The 25,652-nt window shown below is 69.4% G+C and carries 24 protein-coding genes, 2 tRNA genes and 2 pseudogenes; 16 read left to right on the top strand and 12 right to left on the bottom strand.

Annotated elements, in window-relative coordinates; genetic code table 11:
- Positions 1–60 precede the first annotated feature (60 nt).
- The 8 genes from G412_RS0120775 to G412_RS0120740 all read right to left on the bottom strand — a co-directional run bounded on the left by G412_RS0120775 (position 61) and on the right by G412_RS0120740 (position 10,481).
- Positions 61–642, bottom strand: coding sequence for a GTP-binding protein (locus G412_RS0120775; protein WP_028813754.1), 582 nt, complete (start codon positions 640–642; stop codon positions 61–63).
- Positions 623–1,177, bottom strand: a complete 555-nt coding sequence (locus G412_RS0120770) for a DUF742 domain-containing protein (protein ID WP_028813753.1) — start codon at positions 1,175–1,177, stop codon at positions 623–625. Before G412_RS0120770 ends, G412_RS0120775 begins: the two co-directional genes overlap by 20 nt.
- A gap of 93 nt (positions 1,178–1,270) precedes the next feature.
- Positions 1,271–1,684 carry a roadblock/LC7 domain-containing protein gene (locus tag G412_RS0120765; protein ID WP_037649449.1) on the bottom strand — a complete coding sequence of 138 codons (414 nt, stop codon included), beginning with the start codon at positions 1,682–1,684 and terminating at the stop codon, positions 1,271–1,273.
- 10 nt (positions 1,685–1,694) lie between these two features.
- On the bottom strand, positions 1,695–4,901 hold the full coding sequence (locus G412_RS35400; RefSeq protein ID WP_037649410.1) for a sensor histidine kinase: 3,207 nt from the start codon (positions 4,899–4,901) through the stop codon (positions 1,695–1,697).
- A 339-nt stretch (positions 4,902–5,240) separates the two neighbouring features.
- On the bottom strand, positions 5,241–5,822 hold the full coding sequence (locus tag G412_RS0120755) for a GTP-binding protein (RefSeq protein ID WP_028813751.1): 582 nt from the start codon (positions 5,820–5,822) through the stop codon (positions 5,241–5,243).
- A complete protein-coding gene (locus G412_RS0120750; RefSeq protein WP_028813750.1) occupies positions 5,803–6,210 on the bottom strand; it encodes a DUF742 domain-containing protein in 408 nt (135 codons plus the stop codon). Before G412_RS0120750 ends, G412_RS0120755 begins: the two co-directional genes overlap by 20 nt.
- Positions 6,211–6,326: 116 nt before the next feature.
- Positions 6,327–6,740 carry a roadblock/LC7 domain-containing protein gene (locus tag G412_RS0120745; protein ID WP_037649408.1) on the bottom strand — a complete coding sequence of 138 codons (414 nt, stop codon included), beginning with the start codon at positions 6,738–6,740 and terminating at the stop codon, positions 6,327–6,329.
- A 9-nt stretch (positions 6,741–6,749) separates the two neighbouring features.
- Positions 6,750–10,481, bottom strand: coding sequence for a sensor histidine kinase (locus G412_RS0120740; RefSeq protein WP_028813748.1), 3,732 nt, complete (start codon positions 10,479–10,481; stop codon positions 6,750–6,752).
- A 90-nt stretch (positions 10,482–10,571) separates the two neighbouring features.
- Between G412_RS0120740 and G412_RS39765 the strand changes: the two genes are divergently transcribed.
- The 7 genes from G412_RS39765 to G412_RS0120710 all read left to right on the top strand — a co-directional run bounded on the left by G412_RS39765 (position 10,572) and on the right by G412_RS0120710 (position 14,679).
- Positions 10,572–10,730, top strand: coding sequence for a hypothetical protein (locus tag G412_RS39765; RefSeq protein ID WP_157839146.1), 159 nt, complete (start codon positions 10,572–10,574; stop codon positions 10,728–10,730).
- Positions 10,731–11,068: 338 nt separating this feature from the next.
- Positions 11,069–11,227, top strand: a complete 159-nt coding sequence (locus G412_RS40260; RefSeq protein ID WP_167546481.1) for a hypothetical protein — start codon at positions 11,069–11,071, stop codon at positions 11,225–11,227.
- Between the two features lie 98 nt (positions 11,228–11,325).
- Positions 11,326–12,102: a fumarylacetoacetate hydrolase family protein gene (locus G412_RS0120730; protein WP_028813747.1), complete on the top strand. Its 777-nt coding sequence runs from the start codon at positions 11,326–11,328 to the stop codon at positions 12,100–12,102.
- A complete protein-coding gene (gltX, locus tag G412_RS0120725; RefSeq protein ID WP_051338513.1) occupies positions 12,095–13,570 on the top strand; it encodes a glutamate--tRNA ligase in 1,476 nt (491 codons plus the stop codon). The genes G412_RS0120730 and gltX overlap by 8 nt, the downstream gene beginning before the upstream one ends.
- A 118-nt stretch (positions 13,571–13,688) precedes the next feature.
- Complete coding sequence (locus G412_RS0120720; RefSeq protein WP_028813745.1) at positions 13,689–14,408, top strand: HAD family hydrolase; 720 nt, start codon at positions 13,689–13,691, stop codon at positions 14,406–14,408.
- Between the two features lie 87 nt (positions 14,409–14,495).
- Positions 14,496–14,567, top strand: a tRNA-Gln gene (locus G412_RS0120715).
- Between the two features lie 39 nt (positions 14,568–14,606).
- Positions 14,607–14,679, top strand: a tRNA-Glu gene (locus tag G412_RS0120710).
- 297 nt (positions 14,680–14,976) lie between these two features.
- Here the strand turns inward: G412_RS0120710 and ndgR are convergent.
- The gene (gene ndgR, locus G412_RS0120705) at positions 14,977–15,696 is read right to left on the bottom strand and encodes an IclR family transcriptional regulator NdgR (RefSeq protein WP_028813744.1); all 720 of its coding nucleotides are present in this window, start codon (positions 15,694–15,696) and stop codon (positions 14,977–14,979) included.
- Positions 15,697–15,869: 173 nt separating this feature from the next.
- On the opposite strand from ndgR, the gene leuC reads away from it, so the two are divergent.
- The 4 genes from leuC (at position 15,870) to G412_RS0120685 (ending at position 19,152) form a co-directional block, all read left to right on the top strand.
- Positions 15,870–17,294 (top strand): 3-isopropylmalate dehydratase large subunit, encoded by a 1,425-nt coding sequence (leuC, locus tag G412_RS0120700; protein ID WP_028813743.1) that lies wholly within the window; start codon positions 15,870–15,872, stop codon positions 17,292–17,294.
- An 11-nt stretch (positions 17,295–17,305) separates the two neighbouring features.
- Positions 17,306–17,899 carry a 3-isopropylmalate dehydratase small subunit gene (leuD, locus tag G412_RS0120695; protein WP_028813742.1) on the top strand — a complete coding sequence of 198 codons (594 nt, stop codon included), beginning with the start codon at positions 17,306–17,308 and terminating at the stop codon, positions 17,897–17,899.
- A gap of 192 nt (positions 17,900–18,091) precedes the next feature.
- A complete protein-coding gene (locus tag G412_RS0120690) occupies positions 18,092–18,319 on the top strand; it encodes an SCO5555 family protein (RefSeq protein ID WP_028813741.1) in 228 nt (75 codons plus the stop codon).
- Positions 18,320–18,462: 143 nt separating this feature from the next.
- Positions 18,463–19,152: an HU family DNA-binding protein gene (locus G412_RS0120685; protein WP_028813740.1), complete on the top strand. Its 690-nt coding sequence runs from the start codon at positions 18,463–18,465 to the stop codon at positions 19,150–19,152.
- 316 nt (positions 19,153–19,468) lie between these two features.
- On the opposite strand, the pseudogene cofC reads toward G412_RS0120685, so the two are convergent.
- Positions 19,469–20,104: pseudogene (cofC, locus tag G412_RS35395) on the bottom strand (2-phospho-L-lactate guanylyltransferase); the annotation flags it as partial.
- Positions 20,105–20,288: 184 nt separating this feature from the next.
- Between cofC and G412_RS0120675 the strand changes: the two are divergent.
- From G412_RS0120675 to G412_RS0120665, 3 genes are all read left to right on the top strand, one after another.
- On the top strand, positions 20,289–21,041 hold the full coding sequence (locus G412_RS0120675) for a lysophospholipid acyltransferase family protein (protein ID WP_028813739.1): 753 nt from the start codon (positions 20,289–20,291) through the stop codon (positions 21,039–21,041).
- Positions 21,038–22,051 (top strand): NAD(P)H-dependent glycerol-3-phosphate dehydrogenase, encoded by a 1,014-nt coding sequence (locus G412_RS0120670; RefSeq protein WP_028813738.1) that lies wholly within the window; start codon positions 21,038–21,040, stop codon positions 22,049–22,051. The genes G412_RS0120675 and G412_RS0120670 overlap by 4 nt, the downstream gene beginning before the upstream one ends.
- Before the next feature lie 146 nt (positions 22,052–22,197).
- Positions 22,198–23,355, top strand: a complete 1,158-nt coding sequence (locus G412_RS0120665) for a D-alanine--D-alanine ligase family protein (protein WP_028813737.1) — start codon at positions 22,198–22,200, stop codon at positions 23,353–23,355.
- A gap of 29 nt (positions 23,356–23,384) precedes the next feature.
- Here G412_RS0120665 and G412_RS0120660 read toward each other — a convergent pair whose 3' ends face one another.
- Complete coding sequence (locus tag G412_RS0120660) at positions 23,385–23,876, bottom strand: DUF3515 domain-containing protein (RefSeq protein ID WP_028813736.1); 492 nt, start codon at positions 23,874–23,876, stop codon at positions 23,385–23,387.
- A 20-nt stretch (positions 23,877–23,896) separates the two neighbouring features.
- Complete coding sequence (locus G412_RS0120655; protein ID WP_028813735.1) at positions 23,897–24,130, bottom strand: Lrp/AsnC family transcriptional regulator; 234 nt, start codon at positions 24,128–24,130, stop codon at positions 23,897–23,899.
- A 205-nt stretch (positions 24,131–24,335) separates the two neighbouring features.
- Between G412_RS0120655 and G412_RS0120650 the strand changes: the two genes are divergently transcribed.
- Positions 24,336–25,307 (top strand): thiamine-phosphate kinase, encoded by a 972-nt coding sequence (locus G412_RS0120650; protein ID WP_028813734.1) that lies wholly within the window; start codon positions 24,336–24,338, stop codon positions 25,305–25,307.
- A gap of 229 nt (positions 25,308–25,536) precedes the next feature.
- Positions 25,537–25,652 (top strand): annotated as a pseudogene (locus G412_RS35390) (IS5 family transposase); the annotation flags it as partial.

Here is a 25,652-nt window from a genome sequence, read left to right as displayed (position 1 = left end):
GGCGTACGGCGAAGGCCCCCGTCCACTCCTCGGAGTGGCGGGGGCCTTTCTCGTCCGTACCTACCGCAGCCGCGCCATCAGGGCGTGCTCGACGAGCGTGATCAGCGCGCTCTTGGCGTCCGCGCGGTGGCGGGCGTCGGTGGTGAGGATCGGGGTGTCGGGGCCGATCTGCAGGGCCTCGCGCACCTCGTCGGGGTTGTACGGCTGGTGGCCGTCGAAGCCGTTGAGGGCGATGACGAACGGCAGCCCGCTGTTCTCGAAGTAGTCGACGGCGGGGAAGCAGTCGGCGAGCCTCCTCGTGTCGACCAGGACGACAGCGCCGATGGCGCCGCGCACGAGGTCGTCCCACATGAACCAGAAGCGGTCCTGACCGGGCGTACCGAAGAGGTACAGGATCAGGTCCTGGTCCAGGGTGATACGGCCGAAGTCCATGGCCACCGTGGTGGTGGTCTTGTCCCCGGTGTGGGTGAGGTCGTCGATGCCCGCCGATGCGGACGTCATGACGGCCTCGGTGCGCAGCGGGTTGATCTCCGAGACGGCTCCGACGAACGTGGTCTTGCCCACGCCGAAACCGCCCGCCACCACGATCTTCGCGGAGGTTGTGGAGCGGGCTGCTCCGCTGCTAGAGCTTGCGAAGTCCACTGAGCACCCTTTCGAGCAGTGTCACGTCTGGCTGACCGCCGGCGGACTCGTCGCCGCCGGGCTGGTGAATGGCTACAAGTCCGGCCTCTGCCAGGTCGGCGACGAGGATCCGGGCAACCCCGAGGGGAATGGTGAGAAGTGCCGAGATCTCGGCGACCGACTTGATCTCCCGGCACAGATGGCAGATCCGCTGGTGCTCGGGCAACTGCCCTTGCAGACGTGACGGGTCCGCCGTGGTACTGACCAGTGCCTCGATGGCGAGCTGGTAGCGCGGCCTGGTGCGACCGCCGGTCATGGCGTACGGCCGGACCAGCGGGTTGTGGTTCGCCTGCGAGGCGGCGGGCGCGGGAGCCCGCCGCGACTGCGCCGACTGGATGCGCTGCTGCTGCGGCTGCCGCTGCTGCGGCGGCTGCTCGTACTGCTGCGGCCGACTCGGCGCGGAGGGGAAGTTGAACCTGTTGTGCGAGGTATCACCCTGATTCTGACCCTGGCCATAAGGCCAGTTGGCCGAAGAACTGTCCGGGGGTGTTGCCACGTTTCCTCCTCCGACTGCCGGGCGCCAAACCGCTGTTGATGCCGCGTTCTCGAACATTAAAGCCCGCGGACACCAAAGCGCACTCTCTGTCTGCTAGTTGAGCAGACTTCCTTGCAGCTCGGCGCGCAGGTCCGGGGTGAGGACGCTGCCGGCCCTGTCCACCAGGAGAGCCATCTCGTAACCCACGAGACCGATGTCGGCCTCCGGGTGGGCGAGTACGGCCAGCGACGAGCCGTCCGAGATCGACATGAGGAAGAGGAAGCCGCGCTCCATCTCCACCACGGTCTGGTTGACCGCGCCGCCCTCGAAGATCCGGGACGCACCCGCCGTCAGCGAGGTCAGTCCGGAGGCCACCGCTGCCAGTTGGTCGGCGCGGTCCCGCGGGAAGCCTTCGGACATCGCCAGCAGGAGTCCGTCGGCGGAGACCACCACCGTGTGCGACACCCCGGGGGTGTTGTCCACGAAGTTGGTGATCAACCAGTTCAGATTCTGCGCCGCCTGGCTCATCGGGCTCACACTAACGCTCCTGGTTGTAGGTGTTGCCATGGCCACCGTTCTGATCGTAGGTGGCCGCCGTGTTCGTGTCCGTTCCCGCGTTGCGTCCCTGCTGGACACCGCGACGCAGGTTGCTCAACCTGCCCCGTACGTCCTCGGGAGCGCGGGAGACCTGGGGGCCGCCCTGCGGGGTCTGCTCCGCGGTTCCCTCGACCAGGTTGGCCTTGGGCACCCGCCGGGGGAGACCGGAGGAGGTGACTCCGCCTGCCTTGGGCTCACGGAGCTTCTCCGCCCGCTGCCAGCGCTCGTCGTTCGACGAACGCCAGTCATCGGTTCCGCCGCTCTTCCCGTCCCCGTCCTGCCGCGGCGCGTTCTGCTGCGGCTGCTGGGCGACGACCGGCTGCTGCTGCTGAACCGCGTCCTGTCCGGCGGACTCCCCACCGGGCTGCCAGTGCTGCTGGCCGCCACGCCGCGGGAGGCCGGCGTCGGTCAGCGCGTGGCCGGGGGCCGGGGCGGAATCCGGACGGTCGAAGCCTACGCGTTCCCGGTCGTTCGCGGGAGCGCCCGGAGCAGATTCCGGTTCCGACCCGAACTCCGGTTCGTAACCGTTCTGGTAGGAACCCTGGTCCGGCCAGTTTCCCTGGTGGGAGGGGGAATCGTACGTGTCTTCGTACGTGGCCTGCGGCGCCGCGGGGTCCTGGTACTCGGCGTCCGGATACGTCTGGTACGCCGGGTAGTCGTCGTACCCGCCCTGGTCGTACGCCGGCTGCTGGGGCTGCTCGTACCGCTGCTGCGCGTCGTCGTAGGACACCTGCTGCGGGTCGTCGTACGACGCCTGCTGCTGGTCGTCGTACGACGCCTGCTGCTGCGTCTCGTCAAGGAACAGCGGGCGGTCGCCGGTGACCTGCGCCCCGAGCTGCGCACGCCGCTCCCCGCGCATCAGCGAGCGGCCCACCGGGTCGAGCTGCGTGTCGTCGCCCTCGTTGCCGTAGCGCGAGTCGTCGAAGCCCAGCTCGGCCGCGGTGCGCATCGGAGCGCTCTCGTACGCCTGCTGCTCGGGAATGATCGAGGAGACCGTGAAGTCGTCGTGCGGCAGCGGCTCGCCACCGCCACCGTGGGTGATGGCGTCCGGGAGCATGACCAGCGACGTCGTACCGGCCTGCTCGCCCGAGGGCCGGAGCTGGACGCGGATGCTGTGCCGGTCCGCGAGGCGGCCGACCACGAACAGGCCCATGCGCTGCGAGACGGCGGCGTCCACGGTCGGCGGGTTCGCCAGCTTGTGGTTGATGTCCGCGAAGTCCTCGGCGGTGAGGCCGATGCCCTTGTCGTGGATCTCGATCATGACGCGGCCGTCGGGCAGCCGCGTCGCGGTGACGCGCACCTTCGTCTGCGGCGAGGAGAACGTGGTGGCGTTCTCCAGGAGCTCGGCCAGCAGGTGCACGAGGTCGGTCACGGCCTGGCCGTGGATCTCCGACTCCGGTACGCCGGTGAGCTCGATGCGCTCGTACATCTCCACCTCGGAGGAGGCGGCGCGCAGCACGTCGACCAGCGGCACCGGCTGGTTCCAGCGGCGGCCCGGCTCCTCGCCGGCGAGGACCAGGAGGTTCTCACCGTTGCGGCGCATACGGGTCGCGAGGTGGTCCAGCTTGAACAGGTTCTCCAACTGGTCCGGGTCCGCCTCGTTGTTCTCGAGGTCGGTGATCAGCGTGAGCTGGCCCTCGATGAGGGACTGGTTGCGGCGCGAGAGGTTGGTGAAGATCGCGTTGACGTTGCCCCGGAGCATGGCCTGCTCGGCAGCGAGCCGGACGGCCTCGCGGTGCACCTGGTCGAAGGCGCGGGCGACCTCGCCGATCTCGTCGTGCGACGTGATCGGGATCGGCTCCACACGGGTGTCGACGCGGCCCGGCTCCGTACGGGAGAGCTGGTCGACCAGCATCGGCAGACGCTGCTCGGCGATGCCGAAGGCGGCGGTACGCAGCTGGCGCATCGCGTTGCTCATCTGGCGCGCCATCATGCCGGCCAGGATGACGGAGGCGAGCAGGGCGATGACGACGATCAGGCCGTTGACGATGGCGTCGGTCTTGGCGTCGGAGGAGATCGTCGCGGCCTCTTCCACCGCCTTGTCGACAAGGTCGTTCTCAATCTCGGTGTAGCCGTCGAACTTGGCGGTGGCGGCCGCCATCCACACCTGGGGCGTGACGCCCTTCTGCTTCAGCGCGGACGGCTTGCCCTGGCCGATCTCCTCGGCCATGCCGTCGAGGATCGAACCGTCCTTGCTCGGCGGAGCCACGAACGGGACGCCGGCCTGGTCGGCCTGCTGCTTGGCGGCGGCGAGCTTCTTGGCGCCGTCCTCCGCCTTGCCCTTCATGATGCGCTTGAGCTTGTCGGTGTCCTCCTGCGTACCGCCGGAGACGTACTCGCCGAGGGCGATCTGCTCCAGGTAGTTGTACGAGTTGAAGGCGACCGTCTGCTTCGCGAGCTTCTCCGGGTCACCGCTCGGGCGCACCAGGAGGTGCATGCCGATGGAGCGCTGGAGCGACGCGGCGGCCTTGGCGAGCTGGACGGCGTAGACCGTACGGCCGTAGGCGGTGATGTTGCCGGTGCCCAGCCCCAGCTCGTTCGCCAGCTCCATCAGGGAGTGCTGGATCTGGACGTAACCCTCTTCGGTCTTCACCGGGTCGAGGGCCTCGCTGTACGCGGCCTTGCGGAGCGCGGCGAGCTTCGGCTCCTCCTTCGCGAAGAGGCCGAGACGGCGTTCGAGGCCCTGCTTCTCGGGGATGTCCTTCGAGGCCTCGGCGAACTTCTTCGCGGCCTCGTCGGTCACGGCGTACGCCTCGGTGACCTCGGAGCTCTTGCGCTTGCCCTGGAGGAGCGGGGCAGCCGTGAGGTCACGCTCGTTGAGCAGCGCCTGGCCGTACTCGGAAGCGGCGCGGACGAGGACCGCGGTCTTCTCGGCGTCCTGGGCTTCCTTCCAGGTGTCGATCGAGCCCTTGACCTGGAAGCCGCCCATGACAAGGCCGACCAGCACGGGGATGAGCAGGATCGCGTTCAGCCTGGTGGGCACGCGCCAGTTGCGCGGTGAAAACTTGCTGTTGCTGCCGCCGCTGCCACCGCTGCTCGCGGGGGCGGCAGCGGGCGAGGTCGCGGGCGACGTCGCTGTGCGCGGCGGCGGGGTGAAGTTGCCCCGCGCCTGCTGCTGTGCGGAGCTCGTCTTGCTGCTACGCCTCACTCGACCAACAACCTCTCGGCGCCGGCACCTACGTTGTGCCGTTTTTCTCGTTCAGGGCCGTACTACTCGGGAGTTCGACGAATTCCAGCACGGGGAGCGGCTGCGTTCCAAACAGGGGGAACCGACCATTCCGAGTGTTGTAAGCCTCAGATAAAACGGTCAAAAAGAGCGAGCCCCGCCAAATGGCGGAGCAGATGTGAGCACAGCGAGACCGCGCGAACGCGTGCGGTGGCGGCCGCGGCGCAATTCTCTTTCGAAACGTTATGAACACAGGGGCGGAGAGTGTCAAAGGACACAGTCCGCCCCCGATCCGCTACGACAACTGCCGTATGCGAGGGACTACTTGAGACGTGCCATCAGCGCGTGCTCCACGAGCGTGATCAAACCGCTCTTGGCGTCCGCCCGGTGGCGGGCGTCGGTGGTGATGATCGGAGTGCCGGGGCCGATCTGCAGGGCCTCGCGCACCTCGTCCGGAGTGTACGGCTGGTGCCCCTCGAAGCCGTTGAGGGCGATGACGAACGGCAGCCCGCTGTTCTCGAAGTAGTCGACCGCCGGGAAGCAGTCGGCGAGACGACGGGTGTCCACCAGCACGATGGCGCCGATCGCGCCCCGTACGAGGTCGTCCCACATGAACCAGAAGCGGTCCTGACCCGGCGTACCGAAGAGGTACAGGATCAGGTCCTGGTCCAGGGTGATGCGGCCGAAGTCCATGGCGACGGTCGTCGTCGTCTTGCCACCGGTGTGCGTGAGGTCGTCGATACCGGCGCTCGCGCTGGTCATGACGGCCTCGGTGCGCAGCGGGTCGATCTCGGAGACGGCACCCACGAACGTCGTCTTGCCGACGCCGAAGCCGCCCGCCACCACGATCTTCGCGGAGGTGGTGGAGCGGGCCGTTCCGCCGCTAGAGCTTCCGAAGTCCACTGAGCACCCTTTCCAGCAGCGTTACATCCGGCGTGCCGCCGGCCTCTCCATTGCCCGGCTGGTGGATGGCCACCATGCCGGCCTCCGCCAGGTCGGCGACGAGAATCCGGGCGACGCCGAGCGGCATCGACAGCAGCGCCGAAACCTCGGCCACCGACTTGACCTCACGGCACAGGTGGCAGATCCGCTGGTGCTCGGGCAGCAGCGAGGAGAGGTGCGCGGGGTCGGCAGTGGTGCTGACCAGCGCCTCGATGGCGAGCTGGTAGCGCGGCCGGGTCCGGCCGCCGGTCATCGCGTACGGACGTACCAGAGGCTGGTCGCCTTCGTGATCGTACGACGCGTCGAGGCGCACTCCGTACGGATCATGAGAGGCGGGGGGCGGGGTCATGGATCGATCCTCCGGGCATGACAACAGGGGATGGGCCTGCCGTCTGACGGGGCCGGGGTGGGGGGGCTGTGCGCGGCCTTTACGGTCTGTTCTCGGCAATACCTGGGGTGCGCTGCCTAGTGGAGAAGGCTGCCCTGAAGCTCCGCACGGAGGTCAGGGGTGAGGACGCTGCCGGCCCGGTCGACCAGCAGCGCCATCTCGTAACCGACGAGGCCGATGTCGCAGTCGGGGTGAGCGAGCACGGCCAGGGAGGAGCCGTCGGAGACGGACATGAGGAAGAGGAAACCGCGCTCCATCTCGACGACGGTCTGGGTCACAGCCCCGCCCTCGAAAATCCGGGAAGCCCCCGCGGTCAGCGAGGTCAGGCCGGAGGCCACGGCCGCCAGCTGGTCGGCACGGTCACGCGGGAAGCCTTCGGACATCGCCAGAAGGAGTCCATCGGCGGAGACCACCACCGTGTGGGACACCCCTGGGGTGTTGTCCACGAAGTTGGTGATCAACCAGTTCAGATTCTGCGCCGCCTGGCTCATCGGACTCAACTAACGCTCCTGCTGGTGAGTGGGGTCAATGTTGAAACTCCCGGTCGACGAGCCGCTGCCGGCCTGCCGACCCTGCTGGATACCCCGACGAAGATTCGTCAGCCGGCCGCGTACGTCGTCTGGCGCACGCGAAACCTGCGGACCGCTCTGGTGGTTCTGCTGCTGCGCGGTACCCGGCACCAGATTGGCGCGCGGGACGCGACGCGGCAGACCCGAGGTCGTGACACCGCCGGCTGCGGGCTTTTTGACCCGCTCGGCCTGCCGTACGAGTTCGTCGTTCGGCGAGGTGCGCCAGGCGGCGCCGTTGGTGGCGTTCGTACCGTTGGTGGTGCTGCTCGCGGCACCCGTGTCACGCGCCTGAGCGCGCTGCGGCATCGGAGGGGTGGCGGCCTGCCCGGCAGGTGACTGCTGTGCGGGCCGCCCGGACTGCTGTGGGGCGGCGGGCGCCTGCTGCTCGCCCTGCTGCTGGAACCAGTTCGACTCAAGCGTGTCGAAGAGCGGCGTACGTCCGTCACCGGCACCGGGGGCGGGCGGCAACTCGTGCTGCTGCGGCTGCGGAGGCAGGCTCGCGGCGGGCTGACGCGGCGCGCCGGCGCCGGGGTTCTGGGCGTCACGGCCGTGCCGGCGCGGTGCCGGGCCGAGGGCCTGGGGCCCGCCCTGGTTCTGGCCGGCCTGGTTCTGGCCGGCCTGGGGACGGCTCTGGCCCGGACGCCGGCCCTGACCCTGGCCGTGCTGGACCTGTCCGCCGTACGCGCCGGCCGGGTTGGCCTGCTGCGGGGCGCTGAAGTCCGGCCGGGGGAGCTGGGCGGTGGACGCGGGGTTCAGGGGGCCGGGGAGCTCGGGCCGCTGGTACTGGCCGGTCTGGCCGTTGCCCTGCGGAACGTTGCCCTGCGGGAAGTCGCTGTTCGGAACGTTGCCGTGCGGGGCGTTGTTCGGCGGGAAGTTGGCCGCGGGCCTGGCGAACTGGTTCGCGGACGCGGGGTCCTGCGGACCGCGCTGTCCGGGGCGCTCGTACTGCCCGGCGGCCGCCGGTCCCACCGGGCCGCGGACATCGGAACGCTCGAACACGCCGGTGGACGCGGACGGCGATGCGTCCGGTGTGCCGAAGTCCGGCCGCTGGAACTCCTGGGTCGAGCCCGGCCCCTGCCGGGACGCCGTCTCCGCCTCCTCGTGACCGCGCGGCTGGTCGCTGCCCCAGCTCGTCGTCTGCGGACGCGCGGGACGCTGCGGGGCGGGGCCGCCGCCCGGCAGCTCGGCACGAGCGCCGCCCCGGTTCGGCTGCGGCTGCTGCGGACGGCCCTGGTCGCCCTGGGCGGGGCCGTTCTTCTGGAAAGCACTGGGGCGTACGTCGGAACGCTCACGGTTCCCGCCCTGCCGGCCGCCGAAGGCACCGCCGAGCCCGCCGCCCTGGCCGACGCCCGGCTGCTGCCCCTGCGCGGGGCCGCCGTCACGTCCGGGCAGCGCCGTACGCGGACCGGAGCCCGCGACCTGGCCGCGCGCGCCACCGCCGCCGGCCGCGCCGGGACCGGCCGGCATGCGTGCGCCGGGACCGGAAGGCACCTGCGCCTGAGCGGCGGCCCCGGTCTTCGCCGGAGCCTTCTTGCCGCCCTGGGCGACATCGACGGGAAGCATGACCAGCGCGGTCGTACCACCGGAGTCCGAGGGGCGTAGCTGGATGCGGATGCCGTGTCGCAGGGACAGGCGCCCGACCACGAACAGACCCATGCGGCGCGAGACCGAGACGTCCACGGTGGGCGGCGAGGCGAGCCGCTCGTTGATCGCCGCGAGGTCCTCGGGGGAGAGGCCGATGCCCGTGTCGTGGATCTCGACGAGCACCCGCCCGTCGGGCAGCGCGTGACCGGTGACGCGGACCTTGGTCTGCGGGGAGGAGAAGGAGGTCGCGTTCTCCAGCAGCTCGGCGAGCAGGTGCACGAGGTCGTTGACGACGCGGCCGGCGACCTCGGTGCCCGGCACCGACGACAGCTCGATGCGCTCGTACTGCTCCACCTCGGACGCGGCGGCACGCAGCACGTCGACGAGCGGCACGGGCCGGGTCCAGCGGCGGCCGGGCTCTTCACCGGCGAGAACGAGCAGGTTCTCACCGTTACGGCGCATGCGGGTCGCGAGGTGGTCGAGCTTGAAGAGCGAGGACAGCTGGTCCGGGTCGGCCTCGCGCGACTCCAGCTCGGAGATGAGTGAGAGCTGACGCTGGATGAGACCCTGCGAACGCCGCGACAGGTTGGTGAACATCGCGTTGACGTTGCCTCGCAGCAGCGCCTGCTCGGCGGCCAGCCGGACCGCCTCGCGGTGCACGTCGTCGAAGGCCGCGGCCACCTGGCCGATCTCGTCGCGCGAGTGCACACCGACGGACTCCACGGACGTGTCGACGTCCTGCGGGTCGGCCTCGGAGAGCTGCTTGACGAGCTCGGGGAGACGGTCCTGGGCGACCCGGGTCGCGGTGTCCTGGAGGCGGCGCAGCGAGCGGATCATGGAGCGGGCGACGACGAACGCGCCGACGAGCGAGACGCCGAGGACGAGGAGGATCAGTACACCGTTGAGGATGGCGTCCTGCTGCGACTCGTTGCGCAGCTCACGGGCCTTCTGCTCCATCTCGTTGAGCAGCGTGGCCTCGATCCGCTTCATCGCCTGGATCTTGGTGGAGTCAGCGTCGGTCCAGTCCATGTAGGAGCGCTCGGGCTCGCTCTTGAGCCTGTCCGGCGTCTGGAGCACCCGGTCCGCGTACTTGTTGGCGGCCTCGATGGTGGCGTCGTTGCCGCTCTCCAGCGAAGCGGTCAGGTCCTCGTTGTCGCCGACGTAGACCTGGTCGAACTGCTTGAGCGCCGCGGCCTCGTTGTCCTGCGCGGACTTGGCGTAGAGGCGGTCGTTCTCGGTGAGCTTGCCGACCTCGCGGTCGTTCGCCGGCAGGGCGGCGGCGATGATCGCGCGCTGGATGGAGGCGTACTCCTTGGCGGAGGAGAACGCGGACAGGGCGCGCGTCCGCTTGATCATCTCCGGGTTGGAGGTGGCCTGCGCCATGTCCTGGGAGAGGCTCAGCAGCGACTCGATGAGCTGGTTGTAGTTGTTGACCGTCTGCGAGTTGGTCGTCTTCTTCTGGTACGCGCCCTCGCGGATCTGGCGGATCGAGTTCAGCCGCACCCCGATCTGGTAGAGGCTGCCCCTGATGCTCTGGAGGCTCTCGTCACCGTTCGGGTCGACCTGCTGGGTTCCCGCGATGAACGCGGCCTTGGCCCGGTCGGTCTTCTCGCGGGGGCCCTTGACCTTGAAGTCGGCCGGGCTGGTGCCGTTGGCGAGCGGACCGGCCGACCGGTCGCGCTCCTCCTGGAGCGCGGCGGCGAGCTCGGTCGCCTGCTTGGTCATGTCGGTCAGCAGCTGCATGTGCTCCAGCTGCTCCATGTCGTTCATGGACTCGTTGATACGCAGACCACCGAGGGTGGTCGCCGCGACCACGGGCAGCGCCAGCAGGGAGACCAGACGGGTGCTGATGCGCCAGTTGCGCAGGGCTATTCGCGAGCCCGTGGAAGTGGGTTCCTTGGCTCGTACGGAAGCCGCCGGCTCGCCGCCGCCCTTGACCCCGGTACGCACGGCACGATCGCCGCCACCGGCCGAGGCCGACGCGTGATTTTGGGCGTGCTGGGGTGAGGATCCGCGGTCTGTCCCGCGCGGCTCCTGCTCCGCCGCAGCGCTGCCATCCCTCTTGAAACGTCCCTGCACTAGCGTCGCAACCTCTGGACCAGGCGTTCCTCCGCGCGAACGGCGGAACGGTGTCGAGTCGTGGGGCACCGAGCGGCCCCATGGGTGGTCGTGAGTGACCGGCGCTTCTCCCCTTCCCGCCGCCACTCGGCGCTGCGTTGCGCCCTGCGCGCCGGCTGGAATCTCGCGGCGGTCCGGGGAATTTCAGCACAGTGCCGGATCTCCAACAAGGCCCGCGTGTCGGGCCGTGACCTGGATTACGCCCAGTGAGTACCGCGTAACCAGGTGTAGAAAGTGTTCAGTATGAAAAGGGGCAAAGGCGAGCGAGTCGCTTAGGGGTAGGGGGTGTCCCAGTCCTCATGATCAGGAGCGGAATGGTGCCTTCAATGACGCAATGTCCGTTTCCTCGGCGCACGGATGCCGCCCGGAATGGCAAATATGTCCGCCATCTCGTGAGGAAACTCACACACTGTTCTCCCCTGCTTCACATCTTTGGCGGGGAATCCGGTGTTTAGCCTGACGCTTTGCAGGGATGGCGAATCCAACAACACCGCGCCCAGCCGGCGCCCGAACCGAACAGGCCCGAACAACAGATGAAGACCACGTCGATGTTCCGCAGCACGGCCAACCCCCGCCGCACCACGCTGGTGCATCTGGAGGACGCCGCGGACCTGCGCGAGCCCGAGCGGCCCGAGCACCCCGTCGACCTGCCCTCCGAGACGGCCAACCCGCGCCGGACCATTCTCATGGAAGCCCCCGCCGCGTAGCCGGGCACGGCGGTAATACGGGAGGTCGGACGCCCCGGCCGCGTTAGCCTGGGGCGTCAGTCTCCAGCCAGCCAGCAAGTAAGGGGCGGCAGCATCCCGTGCGCATCGCCAGGTTCTCCATCGACGGCAATGTGGCCTTCGGCTCGGTCGAGGGTGAGCGGCCCGACGACCTCGTCCTCGACATCATCAAGGGCATTCCGTACGCCGACTTCGAGCTCTCCGGCGTCAAGGTCCCGCTGAGCAAGGTCCGCCTCCTTCCCCCCGTGCTCCCCAGCAAGGTCGTGGCCGTGGGCCGCAACTACGCGGAGCACGCGGCGGAACTGGGCAACGAGGTCCCCGACGCTCCCCTCACCTTCTTCAAGCCGTCCACCTCGGTGACCGGTCCCGGCGACGACATCGCGTACCCCTCCTTCTCCAGCGAGCTGCACCACGAGGCCGAACTCGCCGTGGTCATCGGCCGCATGTGCCGTGAGGTCCCGCGCGAGCGCGCCAAGGAAGTGATCCTCGGTTACACCTGCGCCAACGACGTCACCGCACGTGACGTCCAGCAGCGCGAGAAGCAGTGGGCCAGGGCCAAGGGCTTCGACACCGCCTGCCCGCTCGGCCCCTGGGTGGAGACCGACCTCGACCCCGGTGACCTCGCCATCCAGTGCACGGTCAACGGCGCACAGCGCCAGCTAGGGCGTACGAGCGACATGGTCCGCTCCGTCGAGGACCTGATCGTGCACATCTCCGAGGCCATGACGCTGCTTCCGGGCGACGTCATCCTCACGGGGACCCCGGCCGGAGTCGGACCCCTGAACGTCGGCGACGAAGTCGCCGTCACCATCGAAGGCATCGGCACTCTCACCAACAAGGTGATCAAGCGTGGCTAGCGCACCCGTACGAGTACGTTTCTGTCCCTCGCCGACCGGCAACCCCCACGTGGGCCTGGTCCGCACCGCCCTGTTCAACTGGGCCTTCGCCCGGCACCACGGCGGCACGATGGTCTTCCGCATCGAGGACACCGACGCCGCCCGCGACTCCGAGGAGTCGTACAACCAGCTGCTCGACTCGCTGCGCTGGCTGGGCCTCGACTGGGACGAGGGCCCCGAGGTGGGCGGCCCGCACGCCCCCTACCGCCAGTCGCAGCGGATGGACATCTACCAGGACGTCGCCCAGAAGCTGAAGGCCGGCGGTTACGCGTACGAGTGCTTCTGCACCGCCCTTGAGCTGGAGGTCCGCCGCGACGCCGCCCGCGCGGCCGGCAAGCCGTCGGGCTACGACGGCACCTGCCGCAACCTCAGCGAGGACCGTATCGCCCGCTACAAGGCCGAGGGCCGCGAAGCCATCGTGCGCTTCCGGATGCCCGACGAGCCGATCACCTTCACGGACCTGGTCCGCGGCGAGCTGACCTTCAACCCGGACAACGTCCCGGACTACGGCATCGTCCGCGCCAACGGCGCCCCGCTCTACACGCTCGTCAACCCGGTCGACGACGCGCTGATGGAGATCACCCACGTCCTGCGCGGCGAGGACCTGCTGTCCTCCACCCCGCGCCAGATCGCGCTCTACAAGGCGCTGATCGAGCTGGGCATCGCCAAGGAGATCCCGCAGTTCGGGCACCTCCCGTACGTCATGGGCGAGGGCAACAAGAAGCTCTCCAAGCGCGACCCCGAGGCGTCCCTCAACCTCTACCGCGAGCGCGGCTTCCTCCCGCAGGGACTGCTCAACTACCTCTCCCTCCTCGGCTGGTCCATCGCCGAGGACCGCGACATCTTCACCATCGAGGAGATGGTCGCCGCCTTCGACATCAAGGACGTCAACGCCAACCCGGCGCGCTTCGACCTGAAGAAGTGCGAGCACATCAACGCCGAGCACCTGCGCAAGCTCTCGGTGGAGGAGTTCACCGCGGCCTGCGAGCCCTGGCTGAAGGCGCCGTACGCCAACTGGAAGCCGGAGTCCTTCGACCGCGCGTCCTTCGAGCGGATCGCCCCGCACGCGCAGACCCGCGTGACGGTCCTGTCCGACATCACGGCCAACGTCGACTTCCTCTTCCTCGACGAGCCGGTCGAGGACGAGGCGTCCTGGACCAAGGCGATGAAGGGCGACCCCGCCGCCCTCCTCACCACGGCCCGCGCCAAGCTCGAAGCGGCCGACTGGACCAGCCCCGAGGCCCTCAAGGAGGCCGTCCTGGCCGCCGGCGAGGAGCACGGCCTGAAGCTCGGAAAGGCCCAGGCCCCGGTCCGCGTAGCCGTCACCGGCCGCACGGTCGGCCTGCCGCTCTTCGAGTCCCTGGAGATCCTGGGCAAGGACAAGACCCTGTCCCGCATCGACACGGCCCTGGCCAAGCTCACCGCGTAGCCCGTACCCGCGAGGGGCCCGGAAGCCGCACCGGCTTCCGGGCCCCTCGCGCTGTGTTTTCCGGGGGGTAACCCCCGAACCCCCAGCCGGGCGCCACCGGCGCGGGTACCGTCGGACCATGCCGATCCGCGCTGTGGTCTGGGACATCGACGACACGATCTTCGACTATGCGAGTGCCGACACCGCCGGCATGCGTGATCACCTCGCGGCCGAGGGGCTGCTCGGCGGGTACGAGTCCGTCGCGCAGGCACTCGACCGCTGGCGCGAGACGACCGCTCTGCACTGGGCGCGGTTCGCCGCCGGGGAAGTGACCTTCGAGGAGCAGCGGCGCGACCGCGTGCGGTCCTTTCTCGGTACGCCGCTGAGCGACGCCGAGGCGGACGACTGGTTCGTGCGGTACGTCGCCCACTACGAGGCCGCGTGGAAGCTGTTCCCCGACACCGTCCCGGCACTGGACGTCCTGGCGGCCGACTACCGCCACGCCGTACTGTCCAATTCCAGCGTCCACAATCAGGACCGCAAGCTGCGCGTGCTGGGTGTGCGAGACCGGTTCGAGGTCCTGCTGTGCGCGGCCGAGCTGGGCTTTTGCAAACCGGCCGCCGAGGCCTTCCACGCCGCCTGCGACGCGCTCGCGCTGCCTCCGCACGAGGTCGCCTACGTCGGTGACCAGCCCGACATCGACGCCCGGGGCGCCGAGGCGGCCGGGCTGGTGGGCATCTGGCTCGACCGCGGCGGACTCGGCGGCCGTCCGGAGCTCGTCCGGATCACCGGCCTTGAGCAGCTACCAGGGCTGTTGCGGGCCGATACCCGTTTTGGAGCGCCGTCCACCTTCGGGTAATGTTCTTTCTGCGCCGCCCGAGCGGGCCGAAAGGTCCGGCAGGGAAGCGCAAACCAAACAAACCCCCACCAGGGGGTTGTGTTTTGGTGGGCTATGGTGTAATTGGCAGCACGACGGTTTCTGGTTCCGTTAGTCTAGGTTCGAGTCCTGGTAGCCCAGCTCGCAGGAGCTGTTGAAGTACATGCAGCACTCTGCAAGGCCCCCGTTGTGTAGCGGCCTAGCACGCCGCCCTCTCAAGGCGGTAGCGCCGGTTCGAATCCGGTCGGGGGTACGTACGGAGAAAAGAAGGCCTTCCGCATCACGCGGAGGGCCTTCTTGCATTGGAACCCCTCGTACACACCGCGGAGTTACGCGTCGCCCGCACCTACGAGACGTCCAACTCGTCCTGTCCGGACTGGAGTTCCTCGACCTCACGCCCGCAGGGCGTCCGGGGGTCTGGGGGCTTGCCCCCAGTTTCGGGAAGGGGCGGGGTGGGGAACAGCGCCGCAGGCACCCGTACCGCACCCGTACCGCACGCGCACCCGCACCCCACACGCCGCACGCCGCACCCCCCCCACGCACCGCCCGCTCAGCCGCCCGACCGCCGCAGCGCCTCCGACAGGCGGGCCGCCGAGTCGATGACCGCCTGGGCGTGCATCCGGCCCGGGTGGCGGGTCAGCCGCTCGATCGGTCCGGATACCGAGACGGCGGCGACCACGCGGTTCGACGGCCCGCGCACCGGCGCCGACACCGACGCCACGCCCGGCTCGCGCTCGCCGATCGACTGGGCCCAGCCCCGGCGGCGTACACCGGACAGAGCGGTCGCCGTGAAGCGGGCGCCCTGGAGGCCGCGGTGCAGGCGCTCCGGCTCCTCCCAGGCCATCAGGATCTGGGCGGACGAGCCCGCCTTCATGGTGAGCGTGGAGCCCACCGGGACGGTGTCCCGCAGTCCGGACAGCCGCTCGGCCGCCGCCACGCAGATGCGCATGTCGCCCTGCCGGCGGTAGAGCTGCGCGCTCTCGCCGGTGACGTCACGCAGGTGCGTGAGGACGGGTCCTGCCGTGGCCAGCAGCCGGTCCTCGCCCGCCGCCGCGGAAAGTTCCGACAGCCGCGGGCCGAGGATGAACCGGCCCTGCATGTCCCTCGCCACCATCCGGTGGTGTTCCAGTGCCACGGCAAGGCGATGTGCCGTGGGTCGTGCGAGCCCTGTCGCCGCGACCAGCCCGGCGAGGGTGGCCGGACCGGACTCCAGTGCGCTCAGTACCAGAGCTGCCTTGTCGAGAACGCCGACGCCGCTAGAGTTGTCCATGCGTCGATACTCGCGTCTCACTCTGTGAAACGCAAGTTCAATTTTTCCGGGAACTTGCGAATCTGTAGGGGAGGCCGCACAACGGCCCGCAGTCACCGCCCCGTACGGGGGTCGAGGCGAGGGCGATCCGATCTCTAGATGGGCCGGCGAAGACGCCGGCCGAAGGGAAAGCGATGGGTAGGACACTTGCGGAGAAGGTCTGGGACGACCATGTCGTCAGGCGCGCCGAGGGCGAGCCGGACCTCCTCTTCATCGATCTGCACCTGCTGCACGAGGTGACCAGCCCGCAGGCCTTCGACGGCCTCCGCAAGAGCGGCCGCCAGGTGCGGCGGCTCGACCTCACCATCGCCACCGAGGATCACAACACCCCCACCCTCGACATCGACAAGCCGATCGCGGACCCGGTCTCCCGTGTCCAGCTGGAGACGCTGCGCAAGAACTGCGCCGATTTCGGGGTGCGCCTGCACCCGCTCGGCGACGTCGAGCAGGGCGTCGTCCACGTGGTGGGACCGCAGCTTGGCCTGACCCAGCCCGGCACCACCGTGGTGTGCGGCGACAGCCACACCTCCACGCACGGCGCGTTCGGCGCGCTGGCCTTCGGTATCGGTACGTCGCAGGTGGAGCACGTCCTGGCCACCCAGACCCTGCCGATGGCGCCCCCGAAGACCATGGCGATCACGGTCGAGGGCGAACTGCCCGCCGACGTAACCGCCAAGGACCTGATCCTGGCGATCATCGCGAAGATCGGCACCGGCGGCGGTCAGGGTTACGTACTCGAATACCGCGGTTCCGCCATCGAGAAGCTCTCGATGGAGGCCCGGATGACCATCTGCAACATGTCGATCGAGGCCGGCGCTCGGGCGGGCATGATCGCCCCCGACAAGACCACCTTCGACTATCTCCAGGGGCGGGCACACGCGCCGCAGGGCGAGGACTGGGACGCGGCCGTCGCCTACTGGCAGACGCTGCGCACCGACGACGACGCCGTTTTCGACGCCGAGGTCGTCATCGACGCCGCGGAACTGGCGCCGTTCGTCACCTGGGGCACCAACCCGGGCCAGGGCGCGCCCCTGTCGGCGAACGTCCCCGACCCTGCTTCGTACGAGGACGCTTCGGAGCGCTTCGCCGCCGAAAAGGCCCTGGAGTACATGGGTTTGGCCGCGGGGCAGCCGCTGCGCGAGATCAAGGTGGACACCGTCTTCGTAGGTTCGTGCACCAACGGCCGCATCGAAGACCTGCGGGCCGCCGCAGCGCTCATGGACGGCCGAAAAGTCGCGAGTGGCGTACGGATGCTGATCGTTCCCGGCTCGGTGCGCGTCGCCCTCCAGGCCATCGAGGAGGGCCTGGACAAGGTGTTCACCGCCGCCGGGGCCGAATGGCGGCACGCGGGCTGCTCGATGTGTCTGGGCATGAACCCGGACCAGCTCGCGCCCGGTGAGCGCTCCGCGTCCACCTCCAACCGCAACTTCGAGGGCAGGCAGGGCAAGGGCGGCCGTACCCACCTGGTGTCGCCGCAGGTCGCCGCCGCCACGGCGGTGCTGGGCCACCTGGCCGCGCCCGCCGACCTGTCCGACGTTCCGACGCTCGTGGAGGCCTGAGCATCATGGCCATGGAAGCTTTCACCGCACACACCGGCCGGGCCGTTCCGCTGCGCCGCAGCAACGTCGACACCGACCAGATCATCCCGGCCCACTGGCTGAAGAAGGTCACCCGCGACGGTTTCGAGGACGGGCTGTTCGAGGCCTGGCGCAAGGACCCGCAGTTCGTGCTCAACCGCCCCGAGCGGGAAGGTGCCACGGTTCTGGTGGCGGGCCCCGACTTCGGTACCGGCTCCTCGCGTGAGCACGCCGTGTGGGCCCTGCAGAATTACGGCTTCAAAGCCGTGATCTCCTCGCGGTTCGCGGACATCTTCCGCGGCAACTCGCTCAAGAACGGGCTGCTGACCGTCGTACTGGACCAGAAGACCGTGGACGCGCTCTGGGATCTGGTCGAGGCGGACCCCACGGCGGAGATCACCGTGGACCTTGAGGACCGTCAAGTCCGTGCCGGAAGCATTACGGCTGATTTTGAGCTTGACGAGAACGCCCGCTGGCGACTGCTGAACGGTCTCGACGACATCAGCATCACCCTCCAGAACGAGCCGTCCATCGCCGCCTACGAGGCCGCCAGGCCGTCGTTCAAGCCCAGTACGGTGCAGGTCTGACCCCCTTCCATCACTCCGTTGCCCCCTGCCGTCCACGGCGGGGGGCAACGTCATGTTTGGGCCTCAACTCCCGTGGTACGCGTGCAAGATGAGGGCGCTGAGGCAAGTCTCCTGGAGGCCTTTTGGACACCGGGAATCCATTAGTTGCCCCCGCCGGAGGCGACAACTCGCCCCAGATGGCACAATCGGTGCATGGAACGCGACAGCCAACTCAAGCTCTATGAGGCAGTCGCGGACCGGTTGAAAGAAGCACACACAAGGGTGCGCACACTGCAAGTCCCGGAGGGCGTACGGATGGCGCTGACCCGGAAGCTGCTGGTCATAACGGCCGCGGCGAAACACGATCTCGCCGATGCGGCAAGGCGCCTGGACAGGTTGATGAAGGACCTCGATGAGGGTCGATTCCCTGAAGGTGACTGAGACCTGTGGAACTCCCGCCGGTCTACTTCGTTGCGGCACTAGGGTGATTAGCCCGTTTCGTGTTTGATTTGCGGTATATATCTGCCTAACGTGCGAAAAAGCTTGAACACATTCGTTCTGGCAATGTCTCCGAAGGGGAAGACGTGAACAAGGCGCAGCTCGTAGAAGCGATTGCAGACAAGGTCGGCGGCCGTCAGCAGGCCGCGGACGCGGTCGACGCGGTACTCGACGCGATCGTCCGTGCAACGGTCGCCGGCGACCGTGTGTCGGTCACCGGCTTCGGATCGTTCGAGAAGGTCGAGCGTCCGGCCCGTTACGCGCGCAACCCGCAGACGGGCGAGCGGGTACGGGTCAAGAAGACCTCGGTTCCGCGCTTCCGCGCCGGTCAGGGCTTCAAGGACCTGGTCAGCGGCTCGAAGAAGCTCCCCAAGGGTGGCGAGGTAGCCGTCAAGAAGGCGCCCAAGGGCAGCCTTTCGGGTCCGCCCCCCACCATTGCCAAGGCAGCGGCCAAGAAGGCCGCCACCAAGAGGGCCGCCGCCAAGAAGACGACCCCGGCGAAGAAGGCGGCTCCCGCCAAGAAGACCACCGCCGCGGCGAAGAAGACGGCCCCGGCCAAGAAGGCCACGGGCGCCGCCAAGAAGACCACCGCGGCCGCCAAGAAGACCACGGCGACGGCGAAGAAGACGGCCGGCGCCAAGAAGGCCACGCCCGCCGCCAAGAAGGCCACCGCCAAGAAGACCGCGCCGGCCAAGAAGGCCACCGCGAAGAAGGCCCCCGCCAAGAAGGCCACGGCGCGCAAGACCACCGCGAAGAAGACCGCTGCGGGGAAGTAAGCAGGGGCAGCAACGACTCACGCGCCGGGCCGGGCTCCCTCCGGGGAGCCCGGCCCGCGGTGTGTCCGGGAGCCGCCCGGCGGCCCCCTCAGAACGTCTGCAGCGTCACCAGGGTGATGCGCAGGTCCGCGCCCTCGCCCTCCCCCTCGATGCGCACCCGCTGCCCTGGGCGCAGCAGCCGCAGGCCGCCCGCGTCGAAGGCCGTGGCGTCGAAGTCCACCGGGGTGCCGTCGTCGAGCAGCACACTGCCGCTGCGGGTCTCGGAGTCGTACGTGTACGCGGTCGCCTGCATGACCGCAGCGTATCTGCCGGTGACCGCCCCGCTCAGCCGGGCCGTGCGCGGACCCACGCCGAGCGCCAGCGCCGCCCGGAGATCGTCACCGGTGTCCACGTCCTGGCGTACGGAATCGACTCCGTCGAGAGGTATTTCCCGGGCGCCCGCAGCCGAATGCCGGGCGCGGGAAGGGCCGCCGAAGAACGGCGCCAATTCCACCCCCGGTGCCGCGGAAAGCAGTGTCGTACCGATTCCGGTCGCATCAGCCAGAAATGCGCGCGGAAATGCGGCGGCGTAATCGAGCACCTGCTGCAATTCGCCCGGCCGCAGTGCGGGCAGATCGGCATTCAGCGCCGCGACGGCCGCACCGGGCCGCAGCGCGCGCACCGTGCGCGCCCCGTGCGCCAGGGCGGCGTTGAGACCCGCGGCCGGGGCGTCCGGCGCGATACGCGCCCCGAGGGCGGCCAGTGCGGTGCCCGCGGGGCCGTCGTCCGTGACGACCACCACATCCCGTACGGCGGGGCAGGCCAGCACGGCCGCCACGGTGTCCTCGGCGAAGGCCAGAGCGAGCCTGGGGCGCAACGCGTCACCCGCCGACGGGCCGAGCCTGCTCTTGGCCAGCAACAGGGGCTTCAGGGGCACTACCAGGGACCAGGGAGCGGTCCGGAGCGTGTTCAGTGGCGGGCCCTCCGTCCAGTGAGCGTCGGGCCTTATTGTGGCCTGCCCGTACGGCCGGAAGGGGATCCGGGGCCCCGGGCCGGGGCGTACGGTGTTCTCGACAGACAGGGGACCTGGCGCGACACTTGTGCGGCTGACCAGGCGCACACGTACAAGCAGCCCGGTTCTAGAGGAAGGTGTCCGAGTGTCCCGCCGCAGAATCGGCTTCTGGTACCGCCTGGCGGCGGTCATCGCTAAACCGCCGCTGGTGGTTCTGTTCAAGCGGGACTGGCGCGGAATGGAGAACATTCCGGCCGAGGGCGGATTCATCACCGCGGTCAATCACAACTCGTACCTGGACCCGCTCTCCTACGGGCACTTCCAGTACAACACGGGACGTGTTCCCCGGCTGCTGGCCAAGGCGGGCCTCTTCAAAACCCCGTTTGTCGGGATGATGCTGCGCGGTACGGGCCAGATCCCCGTCTACCGCGAGACCACCAACGCACTCGACGCCTTCCGCGCGGCCGTCGCCGCCATCGAGCGGGGCGAATGCGTCGCCTTCTATCCCGAAGGCACGCTCACCCGCGACCCCGACATGTGGCCGATGGCCGGAAAGACCGGAGCGGCGCGTGTGGCCCTCATGACCAAGGCCCCCGTCATCCCGGTCGCCCAGTGGGGCGCCAACTTGGCGATGCCGCCGTACGCCAAGGAGAAGAAACTCCAGCTCTTCCCGCGCAAGACGCTTCAGGTGCAGGCGGGTCCGCCGGTCGACCTGAACCGGTTCTACGGCAAGGAACCGACGCCCGAAGTGCTGCGAGAAGCAACCGAGGCCATCATGGCCGCCATCACGGAGCAGCTTGCCGAGCTGCGCGGCGAGCCCGCGCCCACCCAGCCGTACGACCACCGCAGGGCCCGCGCGCAGCAGCGGCGCGAGGCCGAGGGAGAGAACGCGAAGTGACACGCCAGCCGGTCAAGGCGGCCGTATTCGGAACAGGGTCCTGGGGCACGGCCTTCGGCATGGTGCTGGCCGACGCCGGCTGCGACGTGACCCTCTGGGGCCGCCGCGCCGAAGTCGCCGACGCCATCAACAAGGGCCGTACGAACCCCGACTATTTCCCGGGCGTCGAACTGCCCGCCTCGCTGCGCGCCACCACCGACGCAGCCGAGGCCGCCGAGGGCGCCGACTTCACGGTGCTCGCCATCCCCTCGCAGACGCTGCGCGGCAACCTCGCCGCCTGGGCGCCGCTGCTGCCCGCCGACACCGTCCTCGTCTCCCTCATGAAGGGAGTCGAACTCGGCACCGCCAAGCGGATGAGTGAGGTCATCGAGGAGGTCGCCAAGGTGCCCGCCGAGCGGGTCGCGGTGGTCACAGGCCCCAACCTGGCCAAGGAGATCGTCGCCCGGATGCCCGCCGCCGCGGTCGTCGCGTGCACCGACGAGTCGGTGGCCACCCGGCTCCAGGCGGCCTGCCACACCCCGTACTTCCGCCCGTACACCAACACCGACGTCGTCGGCTGCGAGCTGGGCGGCGCCGTCAAGAACGTCATCGGCCTCGCCGTCGGCATCGCGGACGGCATGGGCCTCGGCGACAACGCCAAGGGCTCGCTCATCACCCGCGGCCTCGCCGAAACGACCCGCCTGGGCCTGGCGATGGGAGCCGACCCGCTCACCTTCTCCGGTCTCGCCGGTCTCGGCGACCTGGTGGCGACCTGCTCCTCGCCGCTCTCGCGCAACCACACCTTCGGCACCAACCTGGGCCGGGGCATGACGCTCGAAGAGACCATCGCGGTCACCAAGCAGACCGCCGAAGGCGTCAAATCCTGCGAATCGGTGGCCGATCTGGCCCGTCGGCACGGCATCGACATGCCGATCACGGACACGGTCGTGGACATCGTCCACAACGGGAAGCCGCCGATCGTCGCGCTGAAGGAGCTGATGTCACGCAGCGCCAAGCCCGAGCGCCGCTGACCCCTTCTTCACGTACCTCTCACGCACCTCTCACGGGCTTCGAGGTACCGCGGTGGCCTGCGCGCACCGGCCGGGGAGCCGGGCAGCGCGCCGCGCCCGCGCCCGCACTCCACGGCACCGGATGTGCACGGTAGTCTCAGCTCGATATGAGCAGCGAGAACCTCCCCCAGAGCCCCGCGCAGGAGCCCCGCAAGCCGCGCGTGGCCGTCGTTTTCGGCGGCCGCAGCTCCGAGCACGCCATCTCGGTCGTCACGGCCGGCGCCGTACTGCGGGCCATCGACCGCGAGAAGTACGACGTACTGCCGATCGGCATCACGACGGACGGCCGCTGGGCGCTGACCGCCGACGAGCCCGACCGGATGGCCATCGCCGACCGGACCCTGCCGAGCGTCGAGAACCTCGCCGAATCGACCGAGGGCGGCGTGGTCCTCTCGGTCGATCCGGGCAACCGCGAGGTCGTCCTGAGCGAGCCCGGCTCGGTGCCCAAGGCGCTGGGCGAGATCGACGTCGTCTTCCCCATGCTGCACGGCCCGTACGGCGAGGACGGCACCCTCCAGGGCCTCCTGGAGCTCTCCGGCGTCCCGTACGTCGGCTCCGGTGTGCTCGCCTCGGCCGTCGGCCAGGACAAGGAGTACATGAAGCGGGTGTTCATCTCCTTCGGCCTGCCGGTCGGCCCGTACGAGGTCATCCGCCCACGGGAGTGGGAGAACGACCCCTCCGCCGCCCGTAAGAAGATCGTCGACTTCGCCGGCGAGCACGGCTGGCCGCTCTTCATCAAGCCCGCCCGCGGCGGATCGTCCATGGGCATCACCAAGGTCAGCGACCTCTCCGGCCTCGACGCGGCGATCGAGGAGGCGCAGCGCCACGACCCCAAGATCCTCGTCGAGTCACTGCTGCGCGGCCGCGAGATCGAGTGCGGTGTGCTGGAGTTCGAGGACGGCCCGCGCGCGAGTGTGCCCGCCGAGATCCCGCCCGTGACGTCCCACGACTTCTACGACTTCGAGGCGAAGTACATCGACTCGGCAGCCGGCCTGGTGCCCGCGCCGCTGACCGGGGAGCAGACCGCCGAGGTGCGGCGGCTCGCGGTCGAGGCGTTCGACGCCGCGTCCTGCGAGGGCCTGGTGCGCGCCGACTTCTTCCTGCTCGACAGCGGCGAGTTCGTCATCAACGAGATCAACACCATGCCGGGCTTCACGCCCATCTCCATGTACCCGCGGATGTGGCAGGAGACCGGGGTGTCCTACCCGGAGCTCGTCGACCGGCTGATCCAGGCCGCGCTGCGCCGCCCGACGGGCCTGCGCTAGCGAGCGACGCGACGTGCGCCGGGCAGCGGCTAGAGGCTGTCCGGCACCGTCTTCTTCACCGGCGCCGCGAAGGCCGCCAACGGCGTGACGTCGTGGGCGTACTTCGCGGGCAGGGTCACCTCGACGTAGGCCTCGCGGTAGGTCGTGGTGAAGCGCGGACTGCCGTCCCCCTGCCGCTCCAGCATCCAGTTGACGCCGTCCGCCTCCACCGCCTTCGCCGCCGGATCGTCCATCTTCTCCGGCCGCGGGACACCGCAGCGCAGTACGATCGCCGGATCTCCCCATACGGCGGTGAGGTCCGACTCCGGTTCGGAGGTGCGCCGCTGCTGCCCGTCGACGGCCTGCGGCAGCTCACGGTGCAGTGCCCGGCACACCTCGGCCTCTTCCGGGGACGGCGTGGGAACCGGGACCGCCACGGCATCGTCCGTGAGGGAGCAGCCGGCGGCAGCGAGCAGCAGGGCGGCGCACGAGAGCGCCGACACCGACCAGTACGAGAGAAGCCGGCGGGAAGTGGAAGTCACCGGCCAAGAGTAGACGGGGGCTAGATGTGCACGACCGGGCAGGTCAGAGTGCGGGTGATCCCGTCCACTTGCTGGACCCTGGCGACCACCAGCCGGCCGAGATCGTCGACCGTGTCGGCCTGCGCCCGCACAATCACGTCATAGGGTCCGGTCACGTCCTCGGCCTGGATCACTCCCGGAATCTTGCCGATGGTCTCGGCGACGGACGACGCCTTGCCCACCTCGGTCTGAATGAGGATGTACGCCTGTACCACGGAACCTCCAGGGCGGCCACGAGGATCATGTGGGAGATAAAGAGACGCCACCGTATCGCGTCGTCACGGGCAGCGGGGAGACCCGCGCGGCCGTCGGCGTACGGAGCGTGGCGTACGAAGACCAGAAGTTGACGTATGTGTTGACGGTACCTACAGCAGTGATGGCTCGCGACCGCAAGCGCACTGGGGCAGAAGGGGCACATCCATGAAGGGCACTGTGGGCGAACTGGGGGAGTTCGGGCTCATCAGAGAGCTCACCTCCCGGCTCACCTCCACCCCGGCGGTACGGCTGGGGCCCGGCGACGACGCCGCCGTCGTGGCCGCACCCGACCGGCGGGTCGTGGCGAGTACGGACATCCTGCTCGAAGGACGGCACTTCCGGCGCGACTGGTCGACGGCGTACGACGTGGGCCGCAAGGCCGCGGCCCAGAATCTGGCCGACATCGCCGCCATGGGCGCGGTACCGACCGCGCTGCTGCTCGGCCTCGTCGTGCCCGCCGAACTCCCCGTGAGCTGGCCGACCGAGCTGATGGACGGCATCAGGGACGAGTGCGCGGTCGCGGGCGCCGCCGTCGTCGGCGGTGACGTCGTACGCGGCGAGACCATCACCGTGGCGATCACCGCGCTCGGCGACCTGCGCAACCACGAACCGGTGACCCGGTCGGGCGCGAGGCCCGGCGACGTCGTCGCCGTCACCGGCTGGCTGGGCTGGTCGGCGGCGGGCCTGGCCGTCCTCTCGCGGGGGTTCCGCTCGCCGCGCGCCTTCGTCGAGGCGCACCGGCGCCCCGAGCCGCCGTACCACGCGGGCCCCGCGGCCGCCGAGCTCGGCGCCACCGCCATGACGGACGTCAGCGACGGGCTCGTGGCGGACCTCGGCCACATCGCGGAGGCCAGCAAGGTCCGTATCGACCTGCGGTCCGGGCTCATCGACATCCCGACGCAGATGTCCGACATCGGGCAGGCCGTGGGCGTGGACCCGCTGCAGTGGGTGCTGACCGGGGGAGAGGACCACGCGATCGTGGCCACGTTCCCGCCGGACACGAAGCTGCCCGCTCGCTGGAAGATCATCGGCGAGGTCCTCAACCCGTCCGCGCTGCCGCAGGTGACGGTCGACGGGGCGCCCTGGACGAGCAAGGGCGGCTGGGACCACTTCGGGGACATCGAGACCGCCCCTTAGAGGTCGTTTTCATCTTGAGCGTCATCTCTTAGGGCGGTTTGCGCTTCTCGATGAGGTGTTGCTGGTGGGGCTGTAGTTGTGGTTATGCGTGGTGAGGCCAGTGGTGTGTCAGATGGGGCGAGATCCTGCTTGCGCCTGTCTCATTCCAGGACGCCAGATCTGTCCCGTGCTTCGACACGGCGGGTTGCGCGCCTGGGCGCACGCCCCCAGCTGGCGGTACGCCCAGTTCATGACGGAACGACGTGCGTATCCAAGTGACCTGTCCGATGCGCGCTGGGAGTTGATCGAGCCGGTGCTGTCCGCATGGCGCTTCGAACGCCGCGGTCGGGCCCTGGACTTCGGCCG

The organism is Streptomyces flavidovirens DSM 40150 (assembly GCF_000429085.1).
Lineage (GTDB): Bacteria > Actinomycetota > Actinomycetes > Streptomycetales > Streptomycetaceae > Streptomyces > Streptomyces flavidovirens.
This window is presented reverse-complemented; position numbering and strand designations above follow the sequence as displayed.